Raw genomic sequence first — 26039 nt, 5'->3', positions numbered from 1 at the left:
AGTACCTCAACACTATTGATTGCAATCTAAAGAGAATTAGATTGAAAAGAACAAAGCCTAAGGCCGTATTCCATTAAGAATAGGTCTTAAGCCCCAAAGAAATCTGGCTAACCGCGAAGTTAGCCAGACAATAAATTAGAGACCAGCGAGGCGAGCTGTATCTTCTGCGATTACCAACTCTTCATTGGTCGAAATCACCATCGCAGGAATGCGGCTGTTAGCCGTCGTGATCACACCTTCTCCGCCAAAACGAGCTTTAAGGTTTGCTTCACTGTCTACTTCAATGCCAAAAATAGCAAGACGGTTTAATACCATTTCACGAATAGGTGCTGAGTTTTCACCGATACCACCGGTAAATACGATAGCGTCTAAACGGCCATCAAGGCTTGCCGTATAACCAGCGACATATTTTGCTAGGCGGTGGCAGAAAACATCCATCGCACGAGTCGCTTCTTCTTTTTGGCCGTAGTTATCTTCCACAAATCGGCAGTCAGAAGTGACTTGAGTTAAACCAAGCAGCCCAGACTCTTTGGTCAACATGGTGTTAATTTGCTCGACAGAATAACCGAGTGCATCATGTAGGTGGAAAATAATGGCTGGGTCAATCTCACCACAACGAGTACCCATGACCAAACCTTCTAGTGGGGTTAAGCCCATTGAGGTATCAACGGATTGGCCATTCTTAATTGCACAGACAGAAGCGCCATTGCCTAAGTGACAGTTGATGATATTTAATTCATTAACCGGTTTGCCCAAGCGTTCAGCTGCTTCACGAGCAATAAAGAGATGAGATGTTCCGTGCATACCGTAGCGACGAATACCATGCTCTTTGTATAGATGGTACGGCAGCGCATACAAATAGGCTTGTTCTGGCATTGTTTGGTGGAATGCAGTATCGAATACAGCAACATTTTTCAGATTCGGGAATGCTTTTTTGGCGGCTTTAATACCAACAATATGCGCTGGGTTATGCAGCGGTGCGAAGGTTGCAGCGTCTTCAATGCCTTTGATTACTGCATCGTCAATTAGCGCTGATTGAGTAAATTGTTCACCACCATGCACAACACGGTGACCAATAGCTGCAAGGTTTTCAGCTAGTTCTGGTTTAGAAGCAAGAATGGTATCTACCATAAATGCAAGTGCTTCTTCGTGGGCTGCACCATTTCCAAGTTGTGCTTCATGTTTACCATCAAGTTTCCACTTAATGCGTGCTTCAGGAAGGTGTAGACATTCTGCAAGACCGGAGAGATGCTCTGTACCGTTTTCTGCATCAACAACCGCGAACTTTAAAGAAGAACTACCGCAGTTTAAAACTAAAACTAGCTTAGACATGTATAACTACCTGTAATGATCGGTTAGGATAAAATTCAATCACAAGAATAGCCGAACTCGATGAAAGTGAGAACTAATCTTGGTCAATAAAACAGCGAATATCCCTATTAAAAAGGAGAGACAAAAGGGCCTCATCCATGTTGCTTTCCGTGCTTTTTTCCTCTCACAGTTGCCTAAATTGTAAATAAGGGCAACAATGAGATTGAGAGTTCGCAAAGGATAGCGATAATGACTCAATATAACAAAAAAAATTTGAAGCGATACTAGTTTTAGTCAATTTTTTACGTCTTTCGTTGAATTGTTCAACTATTTTTTAGTAAGGGTCGGCGGTAGTTAGTGTCGTAAAACAGTGAGGGCAATGAGTATGAGTAACAAAGCTGGCATTATTCATAGTTTACGAGATGGCCAAAAGTACATGGATACTTGGCCGATACGCAAAGAGCTGAACCTACTGTTTCCTGAAACTCGTATTATTAAGGCGACTCGATTTGGTATTAAAGTGATGCCAGCTATCGCCGCGATTAGTGTGTTAACCCAAATGAGCTTTCAGAATATGCAAGCCATGCCACAAACGGTGGTGATGGCATTGTTTGCTATCAGCCTGCCATTGCAGGGGATTTGGTGGTTAGGTAGTCGAGCGAATACTCAATTACCTCCTTCGTTAGCAGGATGGTATCGGGAGTTACATCAAAAAATCATTGAAACTGGGTTTGCACTTGAACCGGTGAAGTCAAAGCCACGTTATAAAGAGTTAGCTTTAGTTTTGAATCGCGCGTTTCGTCAGCTCGACAAAACTGTGTTAGAACGCTGGTTCTGATGAATGCCAATTGTTGTATATTACGCCCCTGATCATGTTGCGCCTTCTTCTATCATTCTCCGATGCTCAAGAAGGCCGTGGACTATTTTTCAATCGCTAGCTCATTCCCATCGCCGAGTTATTTTTATTATCTCAAATTCTACTTTTCTTACGCTAACGTCGCGATTGGCGAGTATGGCTAGCACGGCAACCAATATAAGTTAACGTGCTAATGTTTCTCGGTAGTGATGAAAGTGAGTAACAATAGTGGCCACATCGGTAAAAGTTCGAATTTCGCGAAAGAGATCCGCAGCTTCTGGATAAGCGTGGCGTAGGTAGGCAAACCACTGTTTGACTCGATTAGGGTAATATTTTCGTTTATCTCCACGAACTTCATAATCGGAGTACTTGAGCAAGAGATCAAGCACTTGATGCCAAGCCATCGGTGGATGATTATACTTAATCATATTGCCCAGGTTTGGAATGTTTAGCGCGCCACGACAAACCATTAAAGAATCAACGCCAGTGGTTTCGATACAGGCTTGTGCATCAGCATGATTCCAAATTTCACCATTGGCTATCAGCGGAATAGTGGTTTTCTGGCGGATTTGTCCGATATAATCCCATTGAATTTCACTGGCTTTGTAACCACCCGCTTTGGTGCGTGCATGAATGGTTAATTCATCAGCGCCAGCTTGAGTAATCGCATCAACAATTTCAAAACAGTCATTCGGGTCTTCCCAGCCTAAACGAATTTTGGCACTGACAGCAAGGTGGCTAGGAACGGCTTCGCGACAGGCTTTTACCACTTGATAAATCAATTCTGGGTGCTCTAATAATGCCGCTCCCCCTTTACTTTTATTGACGGTTTTTGCTGGGCATCCGAAGTTCAGATCGATTCCACTGGCTCCAAGCTCTGCAGCCCGCAGCGCATTCTCTGCCATCCAAAGAGGCTCTTGTCCTAGCAATTGAACTTTAACGGGGGTGCCTGATGGGGTACATGAGGCATGTTTTAATTCTGGGCAGAGGCGATAGAATAGATGATCAGGTAAAATCTGGTTAATAACCCGAACGAATTCGGTCACACAAAAATCATAATCATTGATTTCGGTGAGCATCTGCCGCATCAAATGATCAAGAACGCCCTCCATTGGGCCAAGAATAACACGCATAATAAGAACTGTAATGATGAAACGAGGCGAGATTGTAGAGTGAGAAGCAAGCCGAGTCACCCTCTTTTATTGGCAGATCTTCAACGCTAATGATCCTAGGCTGCAACTTCATCGTCTTTACGTTTATACTGTTGGCATTATTATCGAAAAACAGAACATAGTATGATCTATCCCTTAGTCAATTTGTCATCATTAGCGGTGGATGAGTCTCCGCTTTTTATTGAAGGAATGGTGTTTGCTGCTAATTTAACCATTCAACCTCTTGATCCTAACTCATGGCTTAGCGAGCTATTCCCTGATCATGTTCATGAACTTGAGCCTGTCGTGACGCAGCAGATCCATGCCCAATACCAAAAATTGAAACGTAATGAGTATGCGCTGTTGTCATTACTGAAAACCCACGCACCAAGTAGGGAAGAAGGGTTAGCGGATTTTGCAGAAGGATTTATGACGCTATGGCCACGCATTGAAACACAATGGTTATCGACACCAGTATCTGATGGATCATATCGTATGCTTCAGGCGCTACTAACCACCTTGATGTTGGCGATTGATGAAGAGCAAACACATTTACAGATGCAAGCAGCAGGCTATGATGCCTTGCCGACGCTAGCTCATATGATTGAACAACTCGATCTCATGGTGCATGAAGTCGCTCTTGCAGCAGATGAACAGTTGGTGGGGGACAAATCACAACAGGTTAATCCTTATAAGTCGGTAGGGCGTAATGATCCTTGCCCTTGTGCCAGTGGTAAAAAGTTTAAACAGTGTTGTGGGCAATAGAACTTTATTAACTTGAGATTGACATATAAACCATAAAAAACAGCCATAACCTTTGTCAATAAGGTTGTTAGGAGTCAAATGAGAATGAAAAAATGGGTTGCCCTGATTTTTTGTAGTTTTTCTGTGTTCGCTACGCCAAAAGAAACCTTAAGTGAACGATTAGCGTTAACCGATGGGTTTAGTGCTCAATTTTCTCAACAGGTAGTGAGTCCCGAAGGGGATACCGTGATGGATGGCAAAGGGGTTGTTGATATTGCCCGGCCAGGATTTTTTCGTTGGCAAACCACTGAGCCAGACGAAAATCTACTGGTTTCTGATGGACAATCACTCTGGTATTACAGTCCGTTTATTGAACAAGTGACCATTTATGACCAAAAACAAGCGACAGAGCAAACACCGTTTGTTCTTCTGACTCGCAATCAGGCTCGTGATTGGGATGCTTATCAGGTTGAACAAGTCGGGGATGTGTTTACGCTCATTCCGATTTCTTTTGAATCTAACCAAGGTCATTTTCAAATAAAGATTAATGATCAAGGTATTGTGCAAGGGTTCAATGTGATTGAGCAAGATGGGCAACAAAGCCGATTTACCTTTTATAATGTAAAGCTACAAACACCAGCAAGTAGTCAGTTTCAATTTACCATCCCTGATGGGGTTGAGGTTGATGACCAACGTTAATGTCATGAATAATGAGTAATCGTGAGTAACTACAGTTTAGATTTTTCAGGTGACGAAGATTTTCGTCCCCTTGCCGCACGTATGAGGCCTCAAACAGTCGAGCAATATATCGGCCAGCAGCATATTTTAGGGCCAGATAAGCCGCTCCGGCGCGCATTACAAGCCGGCCATATCCATTCCATGATCTTATGGGGGCCACCGGGAACGGGGAAAACAACACTAGCTGAAGTAGCAGCCAATTATGCCAATGCGGAAGTGGAGCGAGTTTCTGCCGTGACTTCAGGGGTGAAAGAGATTCGAGCGGCGATTGATAAAGCGCGAGAAAACCAGCGTGCCGGAAGACGAACGATTTTATTTGTCGACGAAGTCCATCGCTTTAACAAATCCCAGCAAGATGCCTTTTTACCCCATATTGAAGATGGAACCATCACCTTTATTGGTGCGACCACAGAGAATCCGTCATTTGAACTTAATAACGCTCTGTTATCACGTGCCCGAGTCTATAAATTGACGTCGCTTAGCGAGCAAGAAATTCTTCAGGCACTTAATCAAGCGGTTCATGATGTCGAGCGCGGTTTAGGAAAAACGCCAGCATGTTTCCATGATCAAGTGCTAGAGCGGCTAGCAGAACTTGTCAATGGTGATGCTCGCATGTCATTGAATTACTTGGAACTCTTGTATGATATGGCAGAAACTGATGCACAAGGCTGTAAGCAAATTACCTTAAATCTCTTGGCCGAAGTGGCGGGCGAAAAGGTGGCTCGTTTTGATAACCAAGGTGATCTTTGGTATGACTTAATCTCCGCTTTTCATAAATCAATACGCGGGTCTAACCCAGATGCTGCGCTATATTGGATGGCGCGAATGATTTCTGCAGGGTGCGACCCGTTATATATTGCTCGTCGATTATTAGCGATAGCCTCTGAAGATGTAGGGAATGCCGATCCACGCGCGATGCAAGTCGCGCTTTCTGCGTGGGATTGTTTTACCCGAGTTGGGCCAGCTGAAGGGGAGCGAGCTATCGCTCAAGCTGCGGTTTATCTTGCTTGTGCGCCGAAAAGTAATGCCGTGTATACGGCGTGGAAACACGCGCTGAGTGATGTGCACAACCTCCCTGAGTATGAGGTACCCGTTCATCTACGCAATGCTCCGACACGTTTGATGCAAGAGTTAGGTTATGGAGCGGAATATCGTTATGCTCACGATGAACTTGGAGCTTATGCGGCAGGAGAGCGTTACCTTCCGCCAGAAATGGTGGGTAAGCGCTATTATCAGCCGACTAATCGAGGCTTAGAAACTAAAATTTCTGAAAAACTCGAGTATCTGGCGGCGTTAGACGCAAAAAGCCCACAAAAGCGCTATGAAAAGTAGTGGCTTTTCGTTATCTTTGACAAAGTAAATTTCAATACGTCTGGCTTTGCTTAAAAAGCAAGCACATACGTTTCTTCATAACATTAAAAGCATAGGATTAGCAATGCTGGATTCTAAATTACTTCGCACTGAGCTGGATGAGACAGCTGCAAAATTAGCACGTCGTGGCTTTAAGCTTGACGTAGAAACTATCCGCACACTTGAAGAACAACGCAAGTCGATTCAAGTAGAAGTTGAAAATTTACAATCCACGCGTAATTCCATCTCCAAGCAAATTGGCCAACTGATGTCGAAAGGCGATAAAGAGGGCGCAGAAGCGATCAAAAAACAGATCGGGACGCTGGGTGATGATTTGGATGCTAAAAAGGTCGAATTAGATAAAGTTCAAGCACGGTTAGATGCGATAACTCAAAGTATCCCTAACCTTCCTGATGAATCGGTTCCTGAAGGAAAAGATGAAAACGATAACGTGGAAGTGTCACGTTGGGGGACGCCAAAAGAGTATGACTTTGCAGTCAAAGATCATGTTGATTTAGGCGAAATGGGTGATGGCTTAGATTTCGCGAGTGCGACAAAAATTACCGGTGCCCGATTTGTGGTGATGAAAGGTCAATTTGCCCGCCTACATCGTGCCATTGCTCAATTTATGCTCGACTTGCATACCGAGCAACATGGCTATACCGAGTTGTATGTTCCTTATCTCGTTAACGCGGATACCTTGTTTGGAACAGGGCAATTGCCAAAGTTTGGCCAAGATCTGTTTCATACTGAGCCATTGACAGAAAAAGTGAGTGACGAAGAGCCTCGCCGTTTGTCATTGATTCCAACCGCAGAAGTGCCGGTGACGAACTTGGTGCGTGATGTAATTCTTGATGAAGCGGAACTTCCGCTCAAGATGACTGCCCATACTCCTTGTTTCCGCTCTGAAGCTGGCTCTTATGGCCGTGATACGCGTGGTTTGATCCGTATGCACCAGTTTGACAAGGTGGAATTGGTGCAGATCACCAAACCAGAAGCGTCAATGGCGGCATTAGAAGAGTTAACGGGTCATGCTGAAAAAGTATTACAGTTGCTTGACCTACCTTACCGTAAAGTGGTGCTGTGTACGGGTGATATGGGCTTTGGTGCGCGTAAAACCTATGACTTAGAAGTGTGGGTTCCGGCGCAAAAAACCTATCGTGAAATTTCATCATGTTCCAATATGTGGGATTTCCAAGCTCGTCGTATGCAAGCTCGTTTCCGCCGTAAAGGGGAAAAGAAACCAGAATTGGTGCATACATTGAACGGTTCTGGTTTGGCGGTAGGCCGTACCATGGTGGCGATTTTAGAAAACTATCAACAAGCGGATGGCCGGATTGAAATTCCAGCGGTTCTACAGAAATATATGAATGGTCTGACTCATATCGGTTAATGAATCCGGATGGAACTGTAAAAAACCGACGTCTATTGGCGTCGGTTTTTTTATCATTTTTTGCAATAGGTTCATGATCAGAAACGTCAAGTGATTTGAAAGTTATGCTGGTCTTGTAAAGCAATCTCTACCGCGTGCAATAATGTATCTATTTGTTCAGCAGTACAGATATAAGGCGGCATTAAATAAATTAAATGACCAAAGGGTCGGATCCATACGCCTAAGCTTACAAAGAGGGCTTGAATGACTTCCATGTTGACAGGGTGGTGGGTTTCTATCACACCAATAGCGCCGAGCCAGCGAGTCTCTTTGACGATAGGATAAGCTTGGAAATTGGGTAATCGGGCCGCAAATTGAGTTTCTATTCGTGCCACTTGTGTTTGCCAGTCGCCTTGCTCGATAAGTGCTAGGCTTGCTGCAGCCACTGCGCATGCTAACGGATTACCCATAAAGGTTGGACCATGCATAAAACACTGAGCTTCACCACGACAAACTGTCTCGGCAACCTGTTTGCTGGTGAGAGTCGCCGCCAAAGTCATATAACCGCCAGTTAACGCTTTTCCTACACACATAATATCTGGCTCAATACCGGCATGTTGACAAGCAAATAGTTTACCAGTGCGTCCGAAACCCGTTGCAATTTCATCGAGGATCAACAAGATGCCATATTCATCGCACAGCGATCGAACTTGGCGTAGAAATTCGGGATGATACATTCGCATCCCTCCTGCCCCTTGTACAATGGGTTCTAAGATCACCGCAGCAATCTGCAGGTGATGCTCGGCGAGTTGAGTTCGGAAGTTGTCGATATCATGTTCTTGCCAGTGTTGCCAAAAACCGATTTGTGGTGAGTCGGCAAAAATATGTTCGGGAAGAAATCCTTTGTAGAGGCGATGCATGGAATTGTCAGGATCGGTGACTGACATCGCGGCGAAGGTGTCGCCATGATAACCATGACGTAAGGTGAGAAATTTTGCCCGGGGCTCTCCTTTCGCTTGCCAATATTGCAACGCCATTTTCAAGCTCACTTCAACCGCCACAGAACCGGAATCAGCAAGGAAAATGTGTTGTAAGTTTTTCGGCGTTAATGCTAATAAACGTTGGCAGACCTCAATCGCAGGTTGATGAGTAATTCCACCAAACATCACATGGGCCATTTTATCCAATTGCTGGTGAGCGGCTTGAGTGAGTTCGGGGTGGTTATATCCATGAATTGCAGCCCACCACGAAGACATACCATCAATCAATGGTGTTTCATCGTCTAAATAGAGATAAACACCTTGGGCACGACTGACAGGATAACAGGGTAGAGGTGCCAATATCGAAGTATAAGGATGCCAGATATGCTGGCGATCAAACGCTAAATCCATAAAAATCCAAACCAGAAAAGATTAAACAATAAACAGATGTAAACCATTGATTGTTGTTTTAATTGACAGTTTAGCGTGTCTCAGTAAACTAGCCAAGCATAACGCTAACGAAATAACATTACCTGTTAAGGATTACCTGTGGACGTTCGTCATAACTGGACAGTGGCTGAAGTGAAGGCACTACTTGAAAAACCGTTTATGGATCTGTTGTTTGAAGCACAGCAAGTTCATCGTCATTATCATCCGCATAACCATGTACAAGTCAGTACCTTGCTTTCAATCAAAACAGGAGCCTGCCCAGAAGATTGCAAGTATTGTCCGCAAAGTGCTCATTATCGAACCGATGTTGATAAAGAACGTTTGATGGAAGTTACACGCGTTTTAGAGGCCGCACAAAAAGCGAAGCAGTCAGGATCGACCCGCTTTTGTATGGGAGCGGCATGGAAGAATCCGAAAGCGCGTGATATGCCATTGTTAAAAGCGATGATCGCCGGTGTGAAAGAGATGGGATTAGAAACCTGTATGACGCTAGGTATGCTAACCCCTGAGCAAGCCAAAGAGCTAGCTAATGCGGGGTTAGATTATTATAACCATAACTTAGACACGTCACCTGAATTTTACAGTCACATTATTACAACGCGAACCTATCAAGACCGTTTGGATACCTTGTCACATGTGCGAGAGGCAGGGATGAAGATCTGTTCGGGTGGCATTATTGGTATGGGAGAAAGTTCTCATGATCGCGCTGGACTGTTGGTGGAGTTGGCCAATCTTCCTACTCAGCCGGAAAGTGTGCCGATTAATATGTTGGTGAAAGTGCCAGGTACGCCGCTGGAAACGGCGGAGGATGTGGAACCCTTTGACTTTGTTCGTTTGATTGCGGCAGCACGAATTATGATGCCGAAATCCGCCGTTCGCTTATCGGCTGGACGAGAGAAAATGAACGAACAGATGCAAGCACTCTGTTTTATGGCGGGAGCCAACTCTATTTTCTATGGTTGTAAACTACTGACCACACCCAATCCAGCCGAAGATAGCGATATGCTACTATTTACTAAATTAGGCATTAATCATCAACACCGGGTACAAAAACCGGATCAAGTGGCGGAGAATGAACTGATTGATCAAGTGATTGAGCGTGTCGCTGCTCGCCCTAGCCCCGATGACCTATTTTATGATGCCAGCGTTTTATGACGGCACGGTTTAATGCTCGTATTCAGCAAGCGTTGCTGGCACGAAAACAGCAAGATGGTATCCGTCAGTTACAGCCTCTACTAGGCGGCAATCAACCTTATCTAGAGCGGAATGGCCAGGGCTACTTTAACTTTTCTAGTAATGATTATTTAGGGTTAGCGACAGATAAAAGCTTAATTCAAGCTTGGCAACACGGTTTGAGTTTATATGGGGCCGGGAGTGGTGCATCGCCACTGGTCACTGGATTTTCTGCTGCCCATGAACGGCTTGAAAAAACGTTATGTGACTGGTTCGGTTATCCTCGCGCTATTTTATTTGCTTCCGGATTTAGTGCGAATCAAGCGTTACTTTTTACCTTATTAGAAAAAGGTGACTTACTGCTGCAAGATAAGCTGAATCATGCTTCGCTGATGGAAGCGGGCAGGTTGTCTTTAGCCACCATGAAACGCTTCAAACACAATGATGTACAACATCTAACTCAGCTATTAACCGAGTCAGCGACATGCTTAGTGGTGACGGAAGGGGTTTTTAGTATGGATGGTGATTGTGCACCATTAGCAGAGATACATCAGCAGGTTAACCAGCACGCTTGGTTGATGGTTGATGATGCACACGGTGTGGGTGTCTTAGGCCAGCAAGGTCGAGGTAGTTGTGAGCAGGCGGGGATTTGGCCTGATATTTTAGTTGTCACGTTTGGTAAGGCTCTCGGTGTAGCCGGTGCGGCTATTCTTTGTCGTGACGAGCTTGGGGATTATGTAACCCAATTTGCTCGGCACCATGTCTATTCTACTGCCATGCCACCAGCACAAGCCCATGCAATTACTCATGCCATTGGTATGGTTCAGCAACAAACGTGGCGACGTGATAAATTAGCAGAACTTGCTGCGGTTTATGATCAGGCATTGTCTCCGGTTGCTGGATTTATTGCCAGTCAAACGCCGATTAAACCCTTTCTGTTGGGGAGCAGTCAACGTGCAATGACAATTGCGCATCACCTACGTGAAAGGGGGATTTGGCTAACGGCGATTCGCCCACCAACGGTTCCTCATGGCGCAGCGCGATTACGTATTACCCTAACCACCAACCATTCAATTGAACAAGTAAAAATGATGACCCAAGCTTTGATGGATACATTGGAGAAATATGAATGGTCGAGGTAACGAATCACGAATTTTCAGTCCAAAGTGATAAAGTAGCCATTGCCCAAGCGTTTAGTAAAGCGGCAGCACGCTATGATCAACATGCCGCCTTCCAACGTGATGTCGGTCTGCGTTTACTTGATAAGCTACCTCAACAGCTGAATGGGTGGCGTATTCTTGATTTGGGGTGTGGAACTGGGTATTGCTCTCAAATACTGCAATCAAGAGGTGCGACGGTTGTGTGTGTCGATCTCTCTTTAGCGATGTTGCAGCAAGCTTATCAACGATGTGGCACTGCTCGAATGGCTTACCTACAAGCCGATGGTGAAGTGTTGCCTTTTGCTTCTTCAGTATTCGATGTGGTATTTTCAAGTCTTGCTTTGCAATGGTGTGAAAACTTAGCGACGCCCTTACAAGAAATCTATCGAGTATTAAAGCCAACAGGACGGGTTTGTCTTTCAACACTATTAGAGGGATCGTTAGTTGAGTTACAACAATCATGGCTAAAAGTTGATTCATATCAACACGTCAATCGCTTCACGTCGCTCAATCAGATAAAAATTGCGTTAGCGCAAGCTGATTATCAACAAATTCACTTAGACTTATCTGCAATCACGGTATGGTATGAGAGTGCAGTCTCTTTGATGCGAGACTTAAAAGGCATTGGTGCTAACCATGTTCCAGGTCGAGCGCAAGGATTGACTCGACGCCATACACTTGCTCAGGTAGAGCAGGCATATCAATTGTTTCGTAACCATCAAGGTCTTCTACCTGCAACATATCAGGTTTGTTTAGGGGTTTTACATCGATGATAGATGCATTATTTATTGCGGGTACGGATACTGATGTAGGCAAAACAGTAGCTTCAAAAGCTATTCTTCAAGCCTATGCTGAAAAAGGGTTATCGACGATTGGCTACAAGCCAGTTTCGGCGGGTTGTGAGAAAACAGAGCAAGGATTACGTAACGGTGATGCGCTGCATTTATTGCAAGCAGCAACAGAAAAAATGCCGTATGAGGACATTAATCCCTTTGCATTAGAGCTACCAACTTCGCCACACATTGCAGCAAAACATCAACACCAAACCATTGAGTATTCGGTGTTGAGTGAAAAACTGCTGAAATTAAAGGCTCATGCTGATGTTGTTCTCGTCGAAGGTGCTGGCGGTTGGCGTGTGCCTATTTCAGATAACGAAAGTCTTTCGAGTTGGGTTCAACAAGAGCAATTACCCGTCGTTTTAGTGGTCGGGATTAAATTAGGCTGTTTAAGTCACGCATTGTTGACTGCTGAGTCTATTCGATCAGACGGGTTAAATTTAGTTGGCTGGGTGGCGAATCGTGTGAATCCAGGGACTGAACATTATGCCGATATTATTTCACTACTTGAAGCTCGCTTAGATGCACCTAAATTAGGTGAAATACCCTATATGCCAAGTGTCAAGCGCCGCGAATTAGGTCGCTTTATTGATATTTCTCCGTTATTAAACATCAAATAACGCGCGTTTAGAACCCTAAAGAGCAGGGCGGCAGAGGATGTGCCCTGTTCTTTATTCTGCTATTTCTCTTGAGATAACCCCACTAAAGAGTGTGGCATATTCATGATGTGAGAAGGAATGGTCTCTTCTGTGCTTAGTCCTAACTGTTGTTTTGCTTCTTCTTCACTTAATCCTAGATGACAGCGTAATAAATCAATTGCCATTTGATAGCGACTTACTTCAGTCATGAGCGTTTCCTTTACTGAGGTTTAACGTTGTCTTAACTTCTGGCAATGTAATGGCTTTAAGTCGACGCTTCAATAAGACCAAAGTATAAAGATGGACTGATCGGATCAGTCTTTTGGATGATCGCCGTTCTACTTGTTGAAGTCGTCGCGGTGCCTATCTGCAACGCCAAGTTGTTTGGCTATAGACATTAAATGTTGCAATTTATCCGCTAGCCTTGAATATTCAATCGATGACATTATGTATTAAAATACTGACGTTGAAGATCTTCATTCAGCGTCTATTTAATAAAGTCCGATTTGGAGAGAAGTCATGAAGCGAGTATTGTTATTCTTAGCAACAAACTTAGCTGTGGTGCTGGTTCTTAGTGTTGTTTTGAATATTGTTTATGCGGTAACAGGCATGCAACCGGGTAGCTTGTCTGGCCTATTGGTGCTGGCTGCGGTATTTGGTTTTGGCGGTGCATTTATCTCACTTCTGATGTCAAAGGGTATGGCACTACGTTCGGTCGGGGGAAGAGTAATAGAAAGCCCTCGTAATGAAATGGAACATTGGTTATTACAAACCGTTCGTCGCCAAGCACAGCAAGCGGGTATTGGCATGCCCACGGTCGCAATCTACGATGCGCCGGATATGAATGCGTTCGCTACGGGTGCGAAACGTGATGACTCATTGGTTGCCGTTTCTACTGGGCTTTTGCATAACATGACGAGAGATGAAGCTGAAGCGGTGTTAGCGCATGAAGTTAGTCATATTGCGAATGGCGATATGGTTACCATGACTTTAATGCAAGGGGTCGTGAATACCTTTGTTATTTTCTTATCTCGTTTCATTGCTAATATTATTTCTTCACGAAACTCCGATGAGGGTGAAGGGAGTAATATGATGGTCTATTTTGCTGTGTCTATGGTTCTTGAGTTAGTCTTTGGATTCTTAGCCAGCTTTATTACTATGTGGTACAGCCGTCATCGAGAATATCATGCAGATGCTGGTGCGGCACAATTGGTTGGAAGACACAAAATGATCGCCGCTTTAGAACGGTTAAAAATGAGCTATGAGCCTCAGCTTGAAGGCTCGATGATGGCATTTGGGATTAATGGTAAACGAACCATAACTGAACTTTTGATGAGCCATCCTCCCTTAGATAAACGTATTGCCGCTTTGCGCCAACTCTAACTTTATATTGAACCAGCGTTATGCTGGTTCAATTTTTCCACATCAGATGACCAACCCCCCCTCATTCGTACGATCGTTTGTCATTTTTCTATTTTACTTGCCGCGCTTTTAGTGATAGGTCGAGGTTTCTATAGTTGTACAAAAATAAATTTGTACAACTATAGAAAAATGCACTATCTTAATTAATGGTTATACGGGAAATAATTTTGTATAAGTATGGGGCATGGTATGGATGTACAGGACGTCAGTCAGTTTTATCGTCAGTTAAGTAAACATAATCTTGATCAGCTTGCTGAACTTTATCATCCACATGTCGTCTTTGAAGATTCGGCTCACCGTATAGAAGGCTTAGCGGCGTTGCAGTGCTATTTTGTTCAGCTTTATCAAAATGTTCAGCGTTGTGATTTTACCATCCATGAACAGCAACAGTTGGGACAAAATGCTTTTCTCACTTGGACGATGCATTTACAACATCCCAAGTTAGCCGGCGGCACTATGATTTCAGTACAAGGAACCAGTTGTATTAAGTTTGAGGATGGCAAAGTGATTTATCATCGTGACTACTTTGATCTAGGCGAGATGTTGTACGAGCACTTACCGCTACTTGGTCGTGTGATTCGTTGCATAAAGCGGAGATTGGGCCAATGAATAAAGTCTTAATTACCGGAGCCAGTTCCGGAATCGGGCGACAGCTGGCACAAGATTATGCTCAACAAGGTTGGCAAGTTATCGCTTGTGGACGCAACCGAGCCGCTTTAGAGCAGCTCGCAGCAGATGATGGTTCTATCTATCCTTTAGTGTCTGATGTGACAGATCGAACAGAAACCTTGAATGCGTTTGCAAACTTACCATTTATTCCAGAGCTGTGGATTTTAAATGCCGGTAATTGTGAATATATCGATGATGGATTAATGGACACAGAGCGCTTGGCTCGTGTTTTTGCTGTCAATGTTTTTGGTGTCGCAATTTGCCTTGAGGCGATTCAATCGAGACTGATGAAAGGGCATCGAGTGGCGATTGTCGGATCGATAGCTAGTGAGTTAGCACTTCCGAGAGCGGAAGCTTATGGAGCATCAAAAGCAGCCGTGGGTTATTTAGCTCGTTCACTGGCATTAGATTGGCAGAATAAAGGCGTTGCTATCACCACCATTTTCCCAGGCTTTGTCGCCACGCCTTTAACCGACAAAAATAATTTCCCAATGCCTATGATGATTACCGTTCAACAGGCATCAAAAGCCATTCGTACCGGGTTAGCAAAGGGGAAAAAAAATATTTATTTTCCAGCCCGTTTTACTTGGATGATTCGACTACTCGCCTTATTACCCTATCGTTGGCAGCAGCAATGGGTGAAGTGGCTGGTTCGTGTATAAAAAGGATAAATCATGAAAATTGCTATTATTGGCAGCGGAATTTCAGGCTTAACGTGTGGTCACTATTTACATACTGATCATGATATCACCGTGTTTGAGGCCAATGATTATATTGGGGGTCACACGGCAACGGTCGATGTTGAATGGGAAGGGCAGCATTACGCAATTGATACCGGCTTTATTGTCTATAACGACCGCACTTATCCAAATTTTATCCGTATGATGGACGAAATCGGTGTCAAAGGGCTGCCCACACAAATGAGTTTTAGTGTCCGTAATGATGGCAATGGCTTGGAATATAACGGACATACCTTAACGACATTATTTGCGCAGAAAAGAAATTGGCTGAACCCTAAGTTTTATCGTTTTATTGGCGAAATATTGCGCTTTAATCGGTTGGCTAAGTTGGCGAGTCATCAGCCAGCACAAACGTTACTCACGTTGGGGGACTTTTTACAACACCATCAGTTTTCTGACTATTTCTGTGAAAATTATATCTTACCGATGGGAGCTGCCATTTGGTCATCTTCATTGGCAGATATGCGAGTTTTCCCGTTGGGTTTTTTCTTACGCTTTTTTCTAAACCATGGATTACTTGAAGTAGCTAATCGTCCACAGTGGTATGTTATTCAAGGCGGCTCACGGTCGTATATCACGCCTTTAACGAAAGGGTTTCAGCAGCAGATCAGGCTAAATTCTCCGGTCACATCCGTACGCCGAATGGACTCAGGGGTAGAATTAACCGTCAATGACCAAGTAGAACGGTTTGATCAAGTGATCTTTGCTTGTCATAGCGATCAAGCTTTAGCGATGTTGGCCGATCCGACCGAAAAAGAACAAAACATTCTGGGGGCCATGACTTATCAGGCGAATGAAGTGATTTTACACACCGATACCTCGTTACTCCCAAAAAGGAAAGCTGCGTGGGCATCTTGGAACTACTGGTTGAAGGGCGTGCAAGATCAGCAAACCCGTTTACCCTCTTTAACCTACAATATGAATATTCTGCAGCATATTTCTTCTTCAAGCACTTTTTGTGTCACGCTCAATAGCGGTCAAGATATTGATCCAGATAAAGTGCTTAGGCGGTTTATCTATCATCATCCAGTGTTTACGACACAAGGGATTGCTGCCCAGCAACGTAAATCAGAGGTGAATGGTATTAATCATACCTGGTTTTGTGGTGCGTATTGGCACAACGGTTTTCATGAAGATGGTGTAAAAAGCGGCTTGGATGTTGTGACACAATTAAATGCTCTGCAGGCGAAGTTTAAATAAGGAGTTGTGAAATGAGTGACGTTCCATCTCATATCGGAAGTTGCTTAATGGTTGGTCATATTCGGCATCGCCGCTTAACCCCTGTGCAACATGCGCTGAACTACCGATTATTCATGCCCTGTATTGATTTGGATGAATGGCAAGCATTGAAAAATCAAGTCTGGGGGTTAGGTGAAAAATGGTGGCACTGGGCACGCTTTCGTCGTCAAGATTATCTCGGTGAGGGTGATTTAAAGCGTGCAGTGCAAAGTAAAGTAGAGCAATTAACTGGTGACAAGATAACGGGTAAAGTCGTCGCGGTACTCCATTTACGTTACCTCGGGCTGTATTTTAGTCCCGTTAATTTTTATTACTTATATGATGAACAAGGCCTGTGGCGTTATTTATTAGCTGAAGTCAGCAATACCCCCTGGAATGAGCGACACTATTATGCGCTCCCAGCAGATGCCGGTAACAATAATCAGCATTGGCAACAAGATAAAGCCTTTCATGTGTCACCTTTTAATCCCATCGACCAACAATACCATTGGAAGCTGAAACCCTTGACTGATCATTTAATGGTGCATTTAGAGTGTCATCGGCAGCATAAAGAGTTTGATGCCACATTGACCTTGCGTGCTCAACCTTTTACCAGTAATGCACTGATTAAGTTATTGCTCAAAACACCGATGATGACAGTTAAAGTGATGGTGGGGATTTATTGGCATGCTTTTAAACTTTGGCGTAAAGGTGCTCCCTTTTATGCACACCCACAATCGGAACAAGACAAGAGTAAGGAGAGAGAATAATGATACCGTCCGCTTCTTTAATAATGCCTAAAACCCGGACTATGTTTTCCAAAGGTGCCAGAGCGGTGGCATTGAGGTCTCTCCATTTATTACGTATTGGTAGCTTGACCATTAAAGAATCATATCATGATGAAAACATGGAACAATTTGGCTCTAGTGATACTGGCCAGTTGCATGCCTTTATCGAAGTGAAGCATCCTGATTTTTATGCTCGGTTGCTCAAAGGAGGCAGTATTGCCGCTGCAGAAGCATATATGGATGGGTGGTGGGATAGTCCAGATTTGACGGCGGTGATGGAATTGATGGCGAGAAACCTGTCGGCACTTGATCAACTGGAAGCGAAAAGTAGCGTATGGACACGTACGGTTAACCAACTTGGACATTGGTTAAAACGTAATACGGTTGGACAAGCTAAGGAAAATATTGAGGCACATTACGATTTAGGTAATACGCTCTATCAAACCTTTTTAGATAAAAACATGCTCTATTCAAGTGCGCTTTATCATTCTGCTGAAGAGAGCTTAGAGCAAGCTCAGATCAATAAAATGGATCGTTTATGTCAACAGCTACAACTTCAACCGACAGATCATGTATTAGAAATTGGTACAGGTTGGGGAGCGATGGCGATCTATATGGCTCAGCAGTATGGATGCCGTGTGACCACGACGACTATCTCAGAGCAGCAATTTGCCTATACAGAAGCGTTGGTAAAACAGCTCGGATTAAGCGATAAAATTACTCTGTTGAAAAAGGATTATCGTCAGTTGACCGGGCAGTTTGACAAACTTGTTTCGATCGAGATGATTGAAGCAGTCGGTCATGCTTACTTAAAGTCCTATATTCAGCAGTGTAATGAGAGATTAAAACCGCAAGGGCTAATGGCGATTCAAGCGATTACTATTGTCGACCAACGTTATCAATATTATCGTAATAATGTTGATTTTATTCAGAAATATATTTTCCCCGGTGGATTTTTACCCTCAATTACGGTACTGGCTGAAACTGCCACTCGATATAGTGATCTTGTGATTCGTGATCTCTTTGACCTCGGATTAGATTATGCACAGACGTTAGCTGACTGGCGTCAACGTTTTGAAATTTCGCTGGAGCAGGTACGGGCACTTGGCTACGATGAACGATTTGTCCGTATGTGGCGCTATTATCTTTGCTACTGTGAGGGTGGGTTTAACGCTCGTACGATCAGCGCTGTTCATATGACATTGCAGAAGAGTGGATAATGCGTAGCTTGTTGTGGCCATCATTATGGTTTGAAGTGATTTGGTTGTGCGCGGTATTAGGGCAAACCAACTGGCAAGGCGTCACGCTTGGCTTGGTACTCTTGACTTGGTTGACGTCTGTCTACTATGCGCGTTATCGCATATTTCCGGTGTTGGTCATCACGATCATCGGTATAACTCTGGATATGGCAAATCATTACTTTGCGCTATTCATTTTTGCCGAGGCAACTTGGATTCCGCTATGGCTCATTGCCCTATGGGGAGGCTTTGCTTGGTATAGCCAAAGGTTGTTAACCGTTGTTTGTACTTATCCTCGCCTATGGGTGATGTTTTTGGGCGGATTAGGGGGAGCTCTAAGCTATTGGGCAGGATATCGTTTTGGTGCTGTTACGCTGGTTTACCCAGTTTCGATCACATTAGGGATACTCTTTATCCAGTGGTTCTTGTTAACCTTCTTTTTGCTAAAGGTGTTCACCGATGAAATGGATAGTCGCTATCACTAAATTCAGTTTAAGCTTAACTTTATTACTTCCTGTTCGGGCGGCGTCTATCCAAGATTCGCAAACCATGTGGTCAATGTGGCCAGTGGTTGGGCAGGCAACCCTTTCGTGGTTATGGTTTGATGTTTATACCTCCCAGCTCCGTACACCAGATGGTATCTATCATCATATTGATGATTTACCAGCTCATCCAGTTGCATTGGAAATTCACTACTTGCGATCAATCTCGCAGCAACAACTATTAGAGGCGACCCAAAAGCAGTGGCAAAAACTTGGCTATTCAGCGGCAGAAATAGAGCGGTGGCTGAGTGAATTTAGTCACATGTTTCCAAGTGTCGAACAAGGGCAGCGTTTGGTGTATCTCTCGGATGGACAAACGGGTCAACTTATTTTCTTTCCTTCACAGGATGAGTCTGAAATACGTGGCCTGGTTCAAGATCCGGTAATGAATGAGGCCTTCCTAGCTATTTGGCTATCGCCACGTAGCCATTATCCTCAATTAAGAAAGCAGTTAATAGGAATAAACTGATGAAATACTTCTATGCATGGCTCTGGTTGTTGGGGGGATGTTTACTCACTGCCTGCTCAGCAGACATTCAGGACTATCAAAAAAATGAACCCAAGTTTGATTTATTCGAATATTTTTCAGGCACAACTCAAGCCTGGGGGATGGTGCAAGATTATACAGATAAACAAACACGACGCTTTGAAGTCTTAATTAAAGGCTCTGTAGAAGGCGAGGTTCTGACTTTAGTGGAAGACTTTGTGTTTGATGACGGTGAAGAAAGTCAGCGAATTTGGATAATTACTCGTACTGATCGCGGTGAATACCTCGGTGAAGCAGATGATATTATCGGCCAAGCTAAAGGAAAGGCGGTCGGAAATACTTTACATTGGCAGTACACTTTTTTATTACAAACTGAGCAACAAGCGATTCAGGTTTTATTTGATGATTGGATGTATCGTCAAGATGAAAAGCATATGTTTAATCTGACTAAGATTAAAAAATTCGGCATTGAAGTCGGAAAAATTACGTTATTTTTTCAAAAGCAGCCATAATCACCAAGAGCATATGGTTGTGATGAAAAAGGGCCATATATGGCCCTTGTATTGAATACTAATCTAATCCAGTTAGAGTTAGAGTTAGAGTTTATCAGTCAGTTCGATAGCATAGCCAATATAGCTGGCGGGAGTCATCTGTTTTAGGCGATCTTTCTCGGGTTGTGGTAACGCTAGTCCATCAATAAAATCACGCATGGCTTCACCGTCCACCCGTTTTCCTCGGGTTAATTCTTTAAGTTTTTCATATGGTTTTTCAATACCATAACGGCGCATGACCGTTTGTACTGGTTCGGCAAGCACTTCCCAGTTCTTATCTAACTCGGCCAATAGTGCCTCGCGATTCACCTCTAATTTGCTGATCCCTTTCAAGGTAGAAGTATAAGCGATAATGGCATAGCCAACACCAACCCCTAAGTTACGCAGAACGGTAGAGTCAGTGAGGTCACGTTGCCAGCGAGAAATAGGTAACTTTTGCGCAAGATGTGTAAAAATGGCGTTGGCTAAGCCGAGATTCCCTTCGGAATTTTCAAAATCAATAGGGTTAACTTTGTGTGGCATGGTTGAGGAGCCAATTTCGCCAGCAATGGTTCTTTGTTTGAAGTGACCTAGTGCGATATAACCCCAAATATCACGATCAAAATCAATCAAAATCGTATTAAAACGAGCAATCGCATCGAATAGCTCAGCAATATAATCGTGAGGTTCGATCTGAGTTGTGTATGGGTTCCATGCTACCCCTAAAGATTCGCAAATAAACTCTTCACTGAATTTATGCCAATCGACTTCAGGGTAGGCAGAAAGATGAGCGTTATAATTACCGACGGCACCATTAATTTTAGCTAGAATTTCAATATTGGCGATTTGCTTATACTGACGTTCCATACGGTAAGCCACGTTCGCCATTTCTTTCCCCATCGTTGATGGTGAAGCGGGCTGCCCATGAGTTCGTGAAAGTAAGGGAATATCGCGATATTCTTCGGCTAATTTTCGAATCGCATCAATAATGTTGCGAATTTCTGGCAGGATAACCGTATCACGAGCTTCTTTCAGCATCAGGGCATGAGACGTGTTATTAATATCTTCTGATGTGCAGGCAAAATGAATGAATTCATTAATGGCATGCAGCTCAGGAACTTCGGCGACTTTTTCTTTTAAGAAATATTCAACCGCTTTGACATCGTGGTTCGTAGTACGTTCGATGTCTTTAATACGTTGGGCATCTTGTTCATTAAAGTTGTCAGCTAATTGATCAAGAAATTGATTTGCTTGCTCACTGAGCTGTGGGACCTCAGTAATTGCTGCAGTAGCAGCCAGCTTTTGTAGCCAACGAATTTCAACGATAGTTCGGTACTTTAGGAGACCATATTCACTGAAGATACTACGTAACGCAATCGTTTTACTTCCGTATCGGCCATCTACCGGTGAAACAGCAGTCAATGCTGACAGTTCCATGTTTTTCTCCTGGAGTTTGAGTTAAATGTGAAAGTGGGTGAAGTTGAAGTCGATCATTTAAAGTCTTGCTAGTAGCAGTTGAGCTTGCTCGATCATCTTTTTACGACTAAAAATCAAATGGCGACGTCGACCACCGACTTGACGCCAAAGTACGGCACAGCGAATTCCGGAAAGCAACAAGGCTCTTACTTTATGCTGATTGGCTGTTTGTTGTAATACCGCTGGTGTGCCGGTAACCTGAATGCGAGGGCCAATCGGACTAATAACATCAAGATAGACATTAGCAAGATTACTGATCATTGTTTCATCAAGTAAATCGAAGTGCGCGACTTGGCGTTCGATCGTTTGCAGGCGATCCCCCAGTTGTGCCATCGCATCTCTACGGCTACTTAACTTCCGCTCTAATGCCATTAGGCTAATCATATAACGGGTCATTTCATTACCCGTAGGCGTGTTATCAATACCATTGACTAAACTTTCGAGGCCCACTTTTAAATTAGCCTCGTCGCCAAACACATCCAGTGTACTGCTCGGGTTTGTGTTAACAATGGCCTGAAGTGAAGAGGCGAACGCGTTGGAATCACAGTGGCCATCTCTTGCAACTTGTTGTACCAGGGCCACTGCTTGACAGAGCCCAGCAAAAGCGATAGTGCGATCATAATTCGTGTGAGCCACGTCAATACTCCTAAGGTTGACTATGAGATACGCTGTTCAATAATACCACCGCCAAGGCAAACTTCACCTTGGTAAAATACCGCCGATTGACCTGGGGTTACGGCAACTTGTGGCCCATCGAACATTACTTTGATGTTATTGTCATCGATAGGGATGAGGGTACAAGCAATATCTGTTTGACGATAACGCGTCTTAACCGTGCAACGTAGCGTGTCTGTGACTGGTTGACGATTTACCCAGTGCAGTTGTGATGCCAATAGACCACGAGATTTTAGTAAAGGGTGATCAGCGCCTTGCACAGCAATCAAAACATTTCGCTGGAGATCTTTTTCTGCAACATACCAAGGTTGTTCTGTTCCTTCCTTAAGACCACCAATGTGTAAGCCTTTACGTTGGCCAAGCGTATGGTACATCAACCCTTGATGTTCACCGACAACTTTTCCTTCTGGTGTTTCAATTTTACCGGGTTGTGCAGGTAAATAGCGAGATAAGAAATCGGTAAATTTGCGTTCACCAATAAAACAGATACCGGTTGAATCTTTTTTCTTGGCCGTCACTAGGCCTTGCTCTTCTGCAATTCGACGAACTTCTGGTTTTTCTAGTTCACCGACTGGGAATAAGCTTCGGGCTACCTGTTGGTGGCTAAGTGTATACAAGAAGTAGCTTTGATCTTTATTGCTATCAAGCCCGCGTAACATTTGTGGTTTTTCGCCTGTGACAGGAAACGTTCGCCGAACGTAGTGACCCATGGCTATATAATCGGCATCAAGTACTTCATCGGCAAATTCAAGAAACGCTTTAAATTTGATCTCTTTATTACATAAAATATCAGGGTTAGGCGTTCTTCCAGCTTTATATTCGGCAAGGAAGTATTCAAAAACATTATCCCAATATTCCGCTGCAAAATTAATGGTATGTAAGTGGATGCCTAATTTATCACAGACGGCTTGTGCATCGGCTAAATCTTCAGCTGCGGTACAATATTCTTCGTTATCGTCTTCTTCCCAGTTTTTCATAAACAGGCCTTCAACTTGGTAGCCCTGTTGTTGCAATAGATACGCTGAAACGGACGAATCGACACCACCTGACATGCCAACAATAACTTTCTTTTGACTATTTGTACTGTGAGCTTCTGACATAACTCAATACCACTTGATGAACTTGGGGGAAGATTCTAACAGAAAGATTTTTTTGAGGACAGATCCGAGACTGCAATCACACTTCTTTCGGTCAATTATCTCTGCGTAACCTTCTCATTCTCAAATCATCTCGTTGATTTCTTAGTTAATGTGAAATAATAAGAGAGCTGAGAGAGCCGGAGAAACTGATGGCATACATTATTTTTAGTTGAGAAGGCGCAATTTTGAGGTTACCCGATGTTTTCCGGCTTTGACTGATGGATGTAGAGTATGATGAGGAAAAAACTCGCTTACGAAAACGTTTGCTCTTTTTCTGTCAGTTGCTGTTTTACGGTGTCGCGAGTTAGAATCGCCCATCCTTTTATTGCTATGCCGAACCACCGTTATGAAATTCCCTGGCCAACGTAAGTCAAAACATTATTTTCCTGTCCATGCTCGCGATCCTCTTGTCATTCAGGCACAAGAAAATAAAAAAATGTCCCGTACTCATATTATTGGTATTGACCAAACTTTAGTCGATATTGAAGCGAAAGTAGATTCAGAATTAATTGAACGTTATGGCTTAAGTAAAGGGCATTCGTTAGTTATTGATGATGATGCGGCAGAAGCGCTATACCAAGAGCTAAAAAACAATCAATTGATCTGCAGTGAGTACGCAGGTGGAACAATCGGAAATACACTTCATAACTATTCGGTCTTAGCGGATGATCGTTCAACCTTATTAGGTGTGATGAGCCAAGATATTAAAATTGGTAGCTATGGGTATCGTTATTTATGTAATACATCCAGCCGAGTTGACTTGAATTATTTACAAGGTGTGAACGGAGCAATTGGTCGCTGTTTTGCTCTCATTACGGAAGATGGTGAACGAACCTTTGCTATCAGTGAAGGGCAAATGAATCAATTACGGCCAGAAAGTATTCCTGAGAAGATTTTCCAAAATGCGTCTGCTTTGGTGCTGACCGCTTATCTTGTGCGTTGTAAACCTGGCGATCCAATGCCAGAGGCAACGATGCGTGCAATAGAATATGCCAAACAATACAACGTGCCGGTGGTGTTAACACTCGGAACTAAATTTGTGATTCAAGAAGATCCGCTATTTTGGCAAAACTTTTTGCGTGACCATGTTTCGGTTGTGGCTATGAATGAAGATGAAGCGTGCGCGTTGACAGGAGAGCAAGACCCACTAGCGGCCTCTGATAAAGCGTTAGATTGGGTTGACTTAGTGCTGTGTACTGCGGGGCCGGTCGGCTTATTTATGGCGGGATATACTGAAGATTCAGCAAAACGAGAAACGACATTACCGCTGTTACCTGGCTCTATTGCAGAATTTAACCGATATGAGTTTAGTCGACCTGTCAGCCGTTATAGCTGTGATAATCCGATTCGAGTTTATTCCCATATTGCCCCATACATGGGGGGGCCTGAAAAAATAAAAAATACCAATGGTGCAGGTGATGCCGCACTATCCGCGCTATTACATGATATGGCGGCCAATAAATATCATAAAGAAAACGTGCCGAACTCCAGTAAGCATCAGCATCAATTTTTAACTTATTCTTCTTTTTCTCAGGTGTGTAAATACTCTAACCGTGCGAGCTATGAGGTGCTGGTACAACACTCTCCTCGTTTATCCCGTGGTTTACCAGAACGAGAAGACAGTTTAGAAGAAGCCTATTGGGAGCGGTAGGCTTCCTCTTTTTCCATCATAAGGAAAAATAAAAGGCTCAGTAATGAGCCTTTTATTTTTAATAATATTTTTAATGAGATTAAAGGGCAAAATCTTCGAGAGATTTTCCTTCATCTAATGCTTGTTGGATAACCGAAGGTGTTCGACCTTGGCCTGTCCAAGTTTTTTCTACGCCATTGTCAACGTATTTATATTTAGCGGGGCGAGGTGCACGTTTCGCTTTGCCTTTTTTGGTTTTTGTTTTTGTTTCACCAGCTAGTGCCGAGATTAGTGCATCAACGTCAATGCCATCTTTGGCGATTTGTTCGGCAATGGCTGCGAGTTTGGCTTCTTGTTCGGCTTGAGCTGCTTTTTCTTGTTCTTCAATTTCTTTACGTTCTTGCACGACAACCGTCAATTTATCAAGAGCTTCTTCAAGTTGTTCTAAAGTAAGATCGCGAGCATAAGCGCGTAAGCTACGAATATTTAATAGCGTTTTAGTTAGTTCCGACATTTCTGTTTCCTGTGAGGTTAATTTTTTTACAATTATAATACTAAACGTAGTTATTTATTCTGGCAATATTGATTTGACAATAATAGTACAATATTACGTAAAAATATATTCAAATAAAAGTGAGTGCAATAATGTTTTTTTGTGAAAAACGCCCCATTATAAGAATTTTGTAAAATTAATCGTAGGTAGTACATTATCTCTAATTCATATAA

At 43.5% G+C, this 26039-nt stretch carries 27 protein-coding genes; 19 read left to right on the top strand and 8 right to left on the bottom strand.

Annotation, left to right across the window (positions count from 1 at the left end; all coding sequences use genetic code 11):
* Positions 1–135: 135 nt before the first annotated feature.
* Positions 136–1332 (bottom strand): acetate kinase, encoded by a 1197-nt coding sequence (locus CAG57_RS02720; protein ID WP_099612586.1) that lies wholly within the window; start codon positions 1330–1332, stop codon positions 136–138.
* A 364-nt stretch (positions 1333–1696) separates the two neighbouring features.
* Here CAG57_RS02720 and yfbV point away from each other — a divergent pair, with 364 nt between their 5' ends.
* Complete coding sequence (yfbV, locus tag CAG57_RS02715) at positions 1697–2149, top strand: terminus macrodomain insulation protein YfbV (protein ID WP_099612585.1); 453 nt, start codon at positions 1697–1699, stop codon at positions 2147–2149.
* Positions 2150–2349: 200 nt separating this feature from the next.
* Here yfbV and dusC read toward each other — a convergent pair whose 3' ends face one another.
* Positions 2350–3300, bottom strand: a complete 951-nt coding sequence (gene dusC, locus CAG57_RS02710; RefSeq protein WP_161427402.1) for a tRNA dihydrouridine(16) synthase DusC — start codon at positions 3298–3300, stop codon at positions 2350–2352.
* A 162-nt stretch (positions 3301–3462) separates the two neighbouring features.
* Between dusC and CAG57_RS02705 the strand changes: the two genes are divergently transcribed.
* The 4 genes from CAG57_RS02705 (at position 3463) to serS (ending at position 7543) form a co-directional block, all read left to right on the top strand.
* Positions 3463–4083 (top strand): YecA family protein, encoded by a 621-nt coding sequence (locus tag CAG57_RS02705; protein WP_099612584.1) that lies wholly within the window; start codon positions 3463–3465, stop codon positions 4081–4083.
* Positions 4084–4167: 84 nt separating this feature from the next.
* Positions 4168–4761, top strand: coding sequence for an outer membrane lipoprotein chaperone LolA (gene lolA / locus CAG57_RS02700; protein WP_099612583.1), 594 nt, complete (start codon positions 4168–4170; stop codon positions 4759–4761).
* 21 nt (positions 4762–4782) lie between these two features.
* Positions 4783–6132, top strand: a complete 1350-nt coding sequence (locus tag CAG57_RS02695; RefSeq protein ID WP_161427401.1) for an AAA family ATPase — start codon at positions 4783–4785, stop codon at positions 6130–6132.
* Positions 6133–6235: 103 nt separating this feature from the next.
* Positions 6236–7543, top strand: coding sequence for a serine--tRNA ligase (serS, locus tag CAG57_RS02690; protein WP_099612581.1), 1308 nt, complete (start codon positions 6236–6238; stop codon positions 7541–7543).
* Between the two features lie 86 nt (positions 7544–7629).
* Here serS and bioA read toward each other — a convergent pair whose 3' ends face one another.
* Complete coding sequence (gene bioA, locus CAG57_RS02685; RefSeq protein ID WP_161427400.1) at positions 7630–8913, bottom strand: adenosylmethionine--8-amino-7-oxononanoate transaminase; 1284 nt, start codon at positions 8911–8913, stop codon at positions 7630–7632.
* Positions 8914–9051: 138 nt separating this feature from the next.
* On the opposite strand from bioA, the gene bioB reads away from it, so the two are divergent.
* The 4 genes from bioB to bioD are packed head-to-tail and all read left to right on the top strand — an operon-like array spanning position 9052 to position 12741.
* Entirely contained in the window at positions 9052–10107 is a 1056-nt protein-coding gene (bioB, locus tag CAG57_RS02680; RefSeq protein ID WP_161427399.1) for a biotin synthase BioB, read from the top strand.
* Positions 10104–11267, top strand: a complete 1164-nt coding sequence (bioF, locus tag CAG57_RS02675) for an 8-amino-7-oxononanoate synthase (RefSeq protein WP_161427398.1) — start codon at positions 10104–10106, stop codon at positions 11265–11267. The genes bioB and bioF overlap by 4 nt, the downstream gene beginning before the upstream one ends.
* Positions 11255–12058 carry a malonyl-ACP O-methyltransferase BioC gene (gene bioC / locus CAG57_RS02670; RefSeq protein ID WP_161427397.1) on the top strand — a complete coding sequence of 268 codons (804 nt, stop codon included), beginning with the start codon at positions 11255–11257 and terminating at the stop codon, positions 12056–12058. Before bioF ends, bioC begins: the two co-directional genes overlap by 13 nt.
* On the top strand, positions 12055–12741 hold the full coding sequence (gene bioD, locus CAG57_RS02665; protein WP_099612577.1) for a dethiobiotin synthase: 687 nt from the start codon (positions 12055–12057) through the stop codon (positions 12739–12741). The genes bioC and bioD overlap by 4 nt, the downstream gene beginning before the upstream one ends.
* Positions 12742–12800: 59 nt before the next feature.
* Here bioD and CAG57_RS16025 read toward each other — a convergent pair whose 3' ends face one another.
* Complete coding sequence (locus CAG57_RS16025) at positions 12801–12968, bottom strand: hypothetical protein (RefSeq protein ID WP_099612576.1); 168 nt, start codon at positions 12966–12968, stop codon at positions 12801–12803.
* A gap of 310 nt (positions 12969–13278) precedes the next feature.
* Here CAG57_RS16025 and htpX point away from each other — a divergent pair, with 310 nt between their 5' ends.
* The 9 genes from htpX to CAG57_RS02620 all read left to right on the top strand — a co-directional run bounded on the left by htpX (position 13279) and on the right by CAG57_RS02620 (position 20375).
* A complete protein-coding gene (gene htpX / locus CAG57_RS02660; protein ID WP_099612575.1) occupies positions 13279–14142 on the top strand; it encodes a protease HtpX in 864 nt (287 codons plus the stop codon).
* A gap of 228 nt (positions 14143–14370) precedes the next feature.
* Complete coding sequence (locus CAG57_RS02655) at positions 14371–14790, top strand: nuclear transport factor 2 family protein (RefSeq protein ID WP_161427528.1); 420 nt, start codon at positions 14371–14373, stop codon at positions 14788–14790.
* Complete coding sequence (locus CAG57_RS02650; RefSeq protein WP_161427529.1) at positions 14787–15512, top strand: SDR family NAD(P)-dependent oxidoreductase; 726 nt, start codon at positions 14787–14789, stop codon at positions 15510–15512. Before CAG57_RS02655 ends, CAG57_RS02650 begins: the two co-directional genes overlap by 4 nt.
* A 12-nt stretch (positions 15513–15524) precedes the next feature.
* On the top strand, positions 15525–16790 hold the full coding sequence (locus CAG57_RS02645; RefSeq protein WP_161427530.1) for an NAD(P)/FAD-dependent oxidoreductase: 1266 nt from the start codon (positions 15525–15527) through the stop codon (positions 16788–16790).
* A gap of 11 nt (positions 16791–16801) precedes the next feature.
* Entirely contained in the window at positions 16802–17578 is a 777-nt protein-coding gene (locus CAG57_RS02640) for a DUF1365 domain-containing protein (protein WP_099612571.1), read from the top strand.
* Positions 17578–18816, top strand: a complete 1239-nt coding sequence (locus CAG57_RS02635; RefSeq protein WP_161427531.1) for an SAM-dependent methyltransferase — start codon at positions 17578–17580, stop codon at positions 18814–18816. The genes CAG57_RS02640 and CAG57_RS02635 overlap by 1 nt, the downstream gene beginning before the upstream one ends.
* Positions 18816–19319 (top strand): DUF2878 domain-containing protein, encoded by a 504-nt coding sequence (locus tag CAG57_RS02630; protein ID WP_161427532.1) that lies wholly within the window; start codon positions 18816–18818, stop codon positions 19317–19319. The genes CAG57_RS02635 and CAG57_RS02630 overlap by 1 nt, the downstream gene beginning before the upstream one ends.
* A complete protein-coding gene (locus tag CAG57_RS02625; protein ID WP_237665738.1) occupies positions 19294–19845 on the top strand; it encodes a chalcone isomerase family protein in 552 nt (183 codons plus the stop codon). Before CAG57_RS02630 ends, CAG57_RS02625 begins: the two co-directional genes overlap by 26 nt.
* Positions 19845–20375 (top strand): DUF3833 domain-containing protein, encoded by a 531-nt coding sequence (locus CAG57_RS02620; RefSeq protein ID WP_161430442.1) that lies wholly within the window; start codon positions 19845–19847, stop codon positions 20373–20375. The genes CAG57_RS02625 and CAG57_RS02620 overlap by 1 nt, the downstream gene beginning before the upstream one ends.
* An 84-nt stretch (positions 20376–20459) precedes the next feature.
* On the opposite strand, the gene purB is transcribed toward CAG57_RS02620, so the two are convergent.
* The 3 genes from purB to mnmA are packed head-to-tail and all read right to left on the bottom strand — an operon-like array spanning position 20460 to position 23644.
* A complete protein-coding gene (gene purB / locus CAG57_RS02615) occupies positions 20460–21830 on the bottom strand; it encodes an adenylosuccinate lyase (RefSeq protein ID WP_099612567.1) in 1371 nt (456 codons plus the stop codon).
* A gap of 57 nt (positions 21831–21887) precedes the next feature.
* Positions 21888–22505 carry a high frequency lysogenization protein HflD gene (gene hflD, locus CAG57_RS02610; protein ID WP_161427881.1) on the bottom strand — a complete coding sequence of 206 codons (618 nt, stop codon included), beginning with the start codon at positions 22503–22505 and terminating at the stop codon, positions 21888–21890.
* A gap of 20 nt (positions 22506–22525) precedes the next feature.
* Positions 22526–23644, bottom strand: a complete 1119-nt coding sequence (gene mnmA, locus CAG57_RS02605; protein WP_161427882.1) for a tRNA 2-thiouridine(34) synthase MnmA — start codon at positions 23642–23644, stop codon at positions 22526–22528.
* 385 nt (positions 23645–24029) lie between these two features.
* Here mnmA and CAG57_RS02600 point away from each other — a divergent pair, with 385 nt between their 5' ends.
* Positions 24030–25334: an inosine/guanosine kinase gene (locus CAG57_RS02600; protein ID WP_161430606.1), complete on the top strand. Its 1305-nt coding sequence runs from the start codon at positions 24030–24032 to the stop codon at positions 25332–25334.
* 79 nt (positions 25335–25413) lie between these two features.
* On the opposite strand, the gene CAG57_RS02595 is transcribed toward CAG57_RS02600, so the two are convergent.
* Positions 25414–25827, bottom strand: coding sequence for an H-NS family histone-like protein (locus CAG57_RS02595; protein WP_099612563.1), 414 nt, complete (start codon positions 25825–25827; stop codon positions 25414–25416).
* Positions 25828–26039 lie beyond the last annotated feature (212 nt).

Origin of the sequence: Vibrio sp. V30_P3S12P165, from assembly GCF_009904905.1 — a bacterium.
In the GTDB taxonomy this organism is placed as follows: domain Bacteria; phylum Pseudomonadota; class Gammaproteobacteria; order Enterobacterales; family Vibrionaceae; genus Vibrio; species Vibrio fujianensis.
The sequence above is the reverse complement of the archived record's forward strand: the minus strand, read 5'-3'. Positions and strand labels throughout refer to the sequence as shown.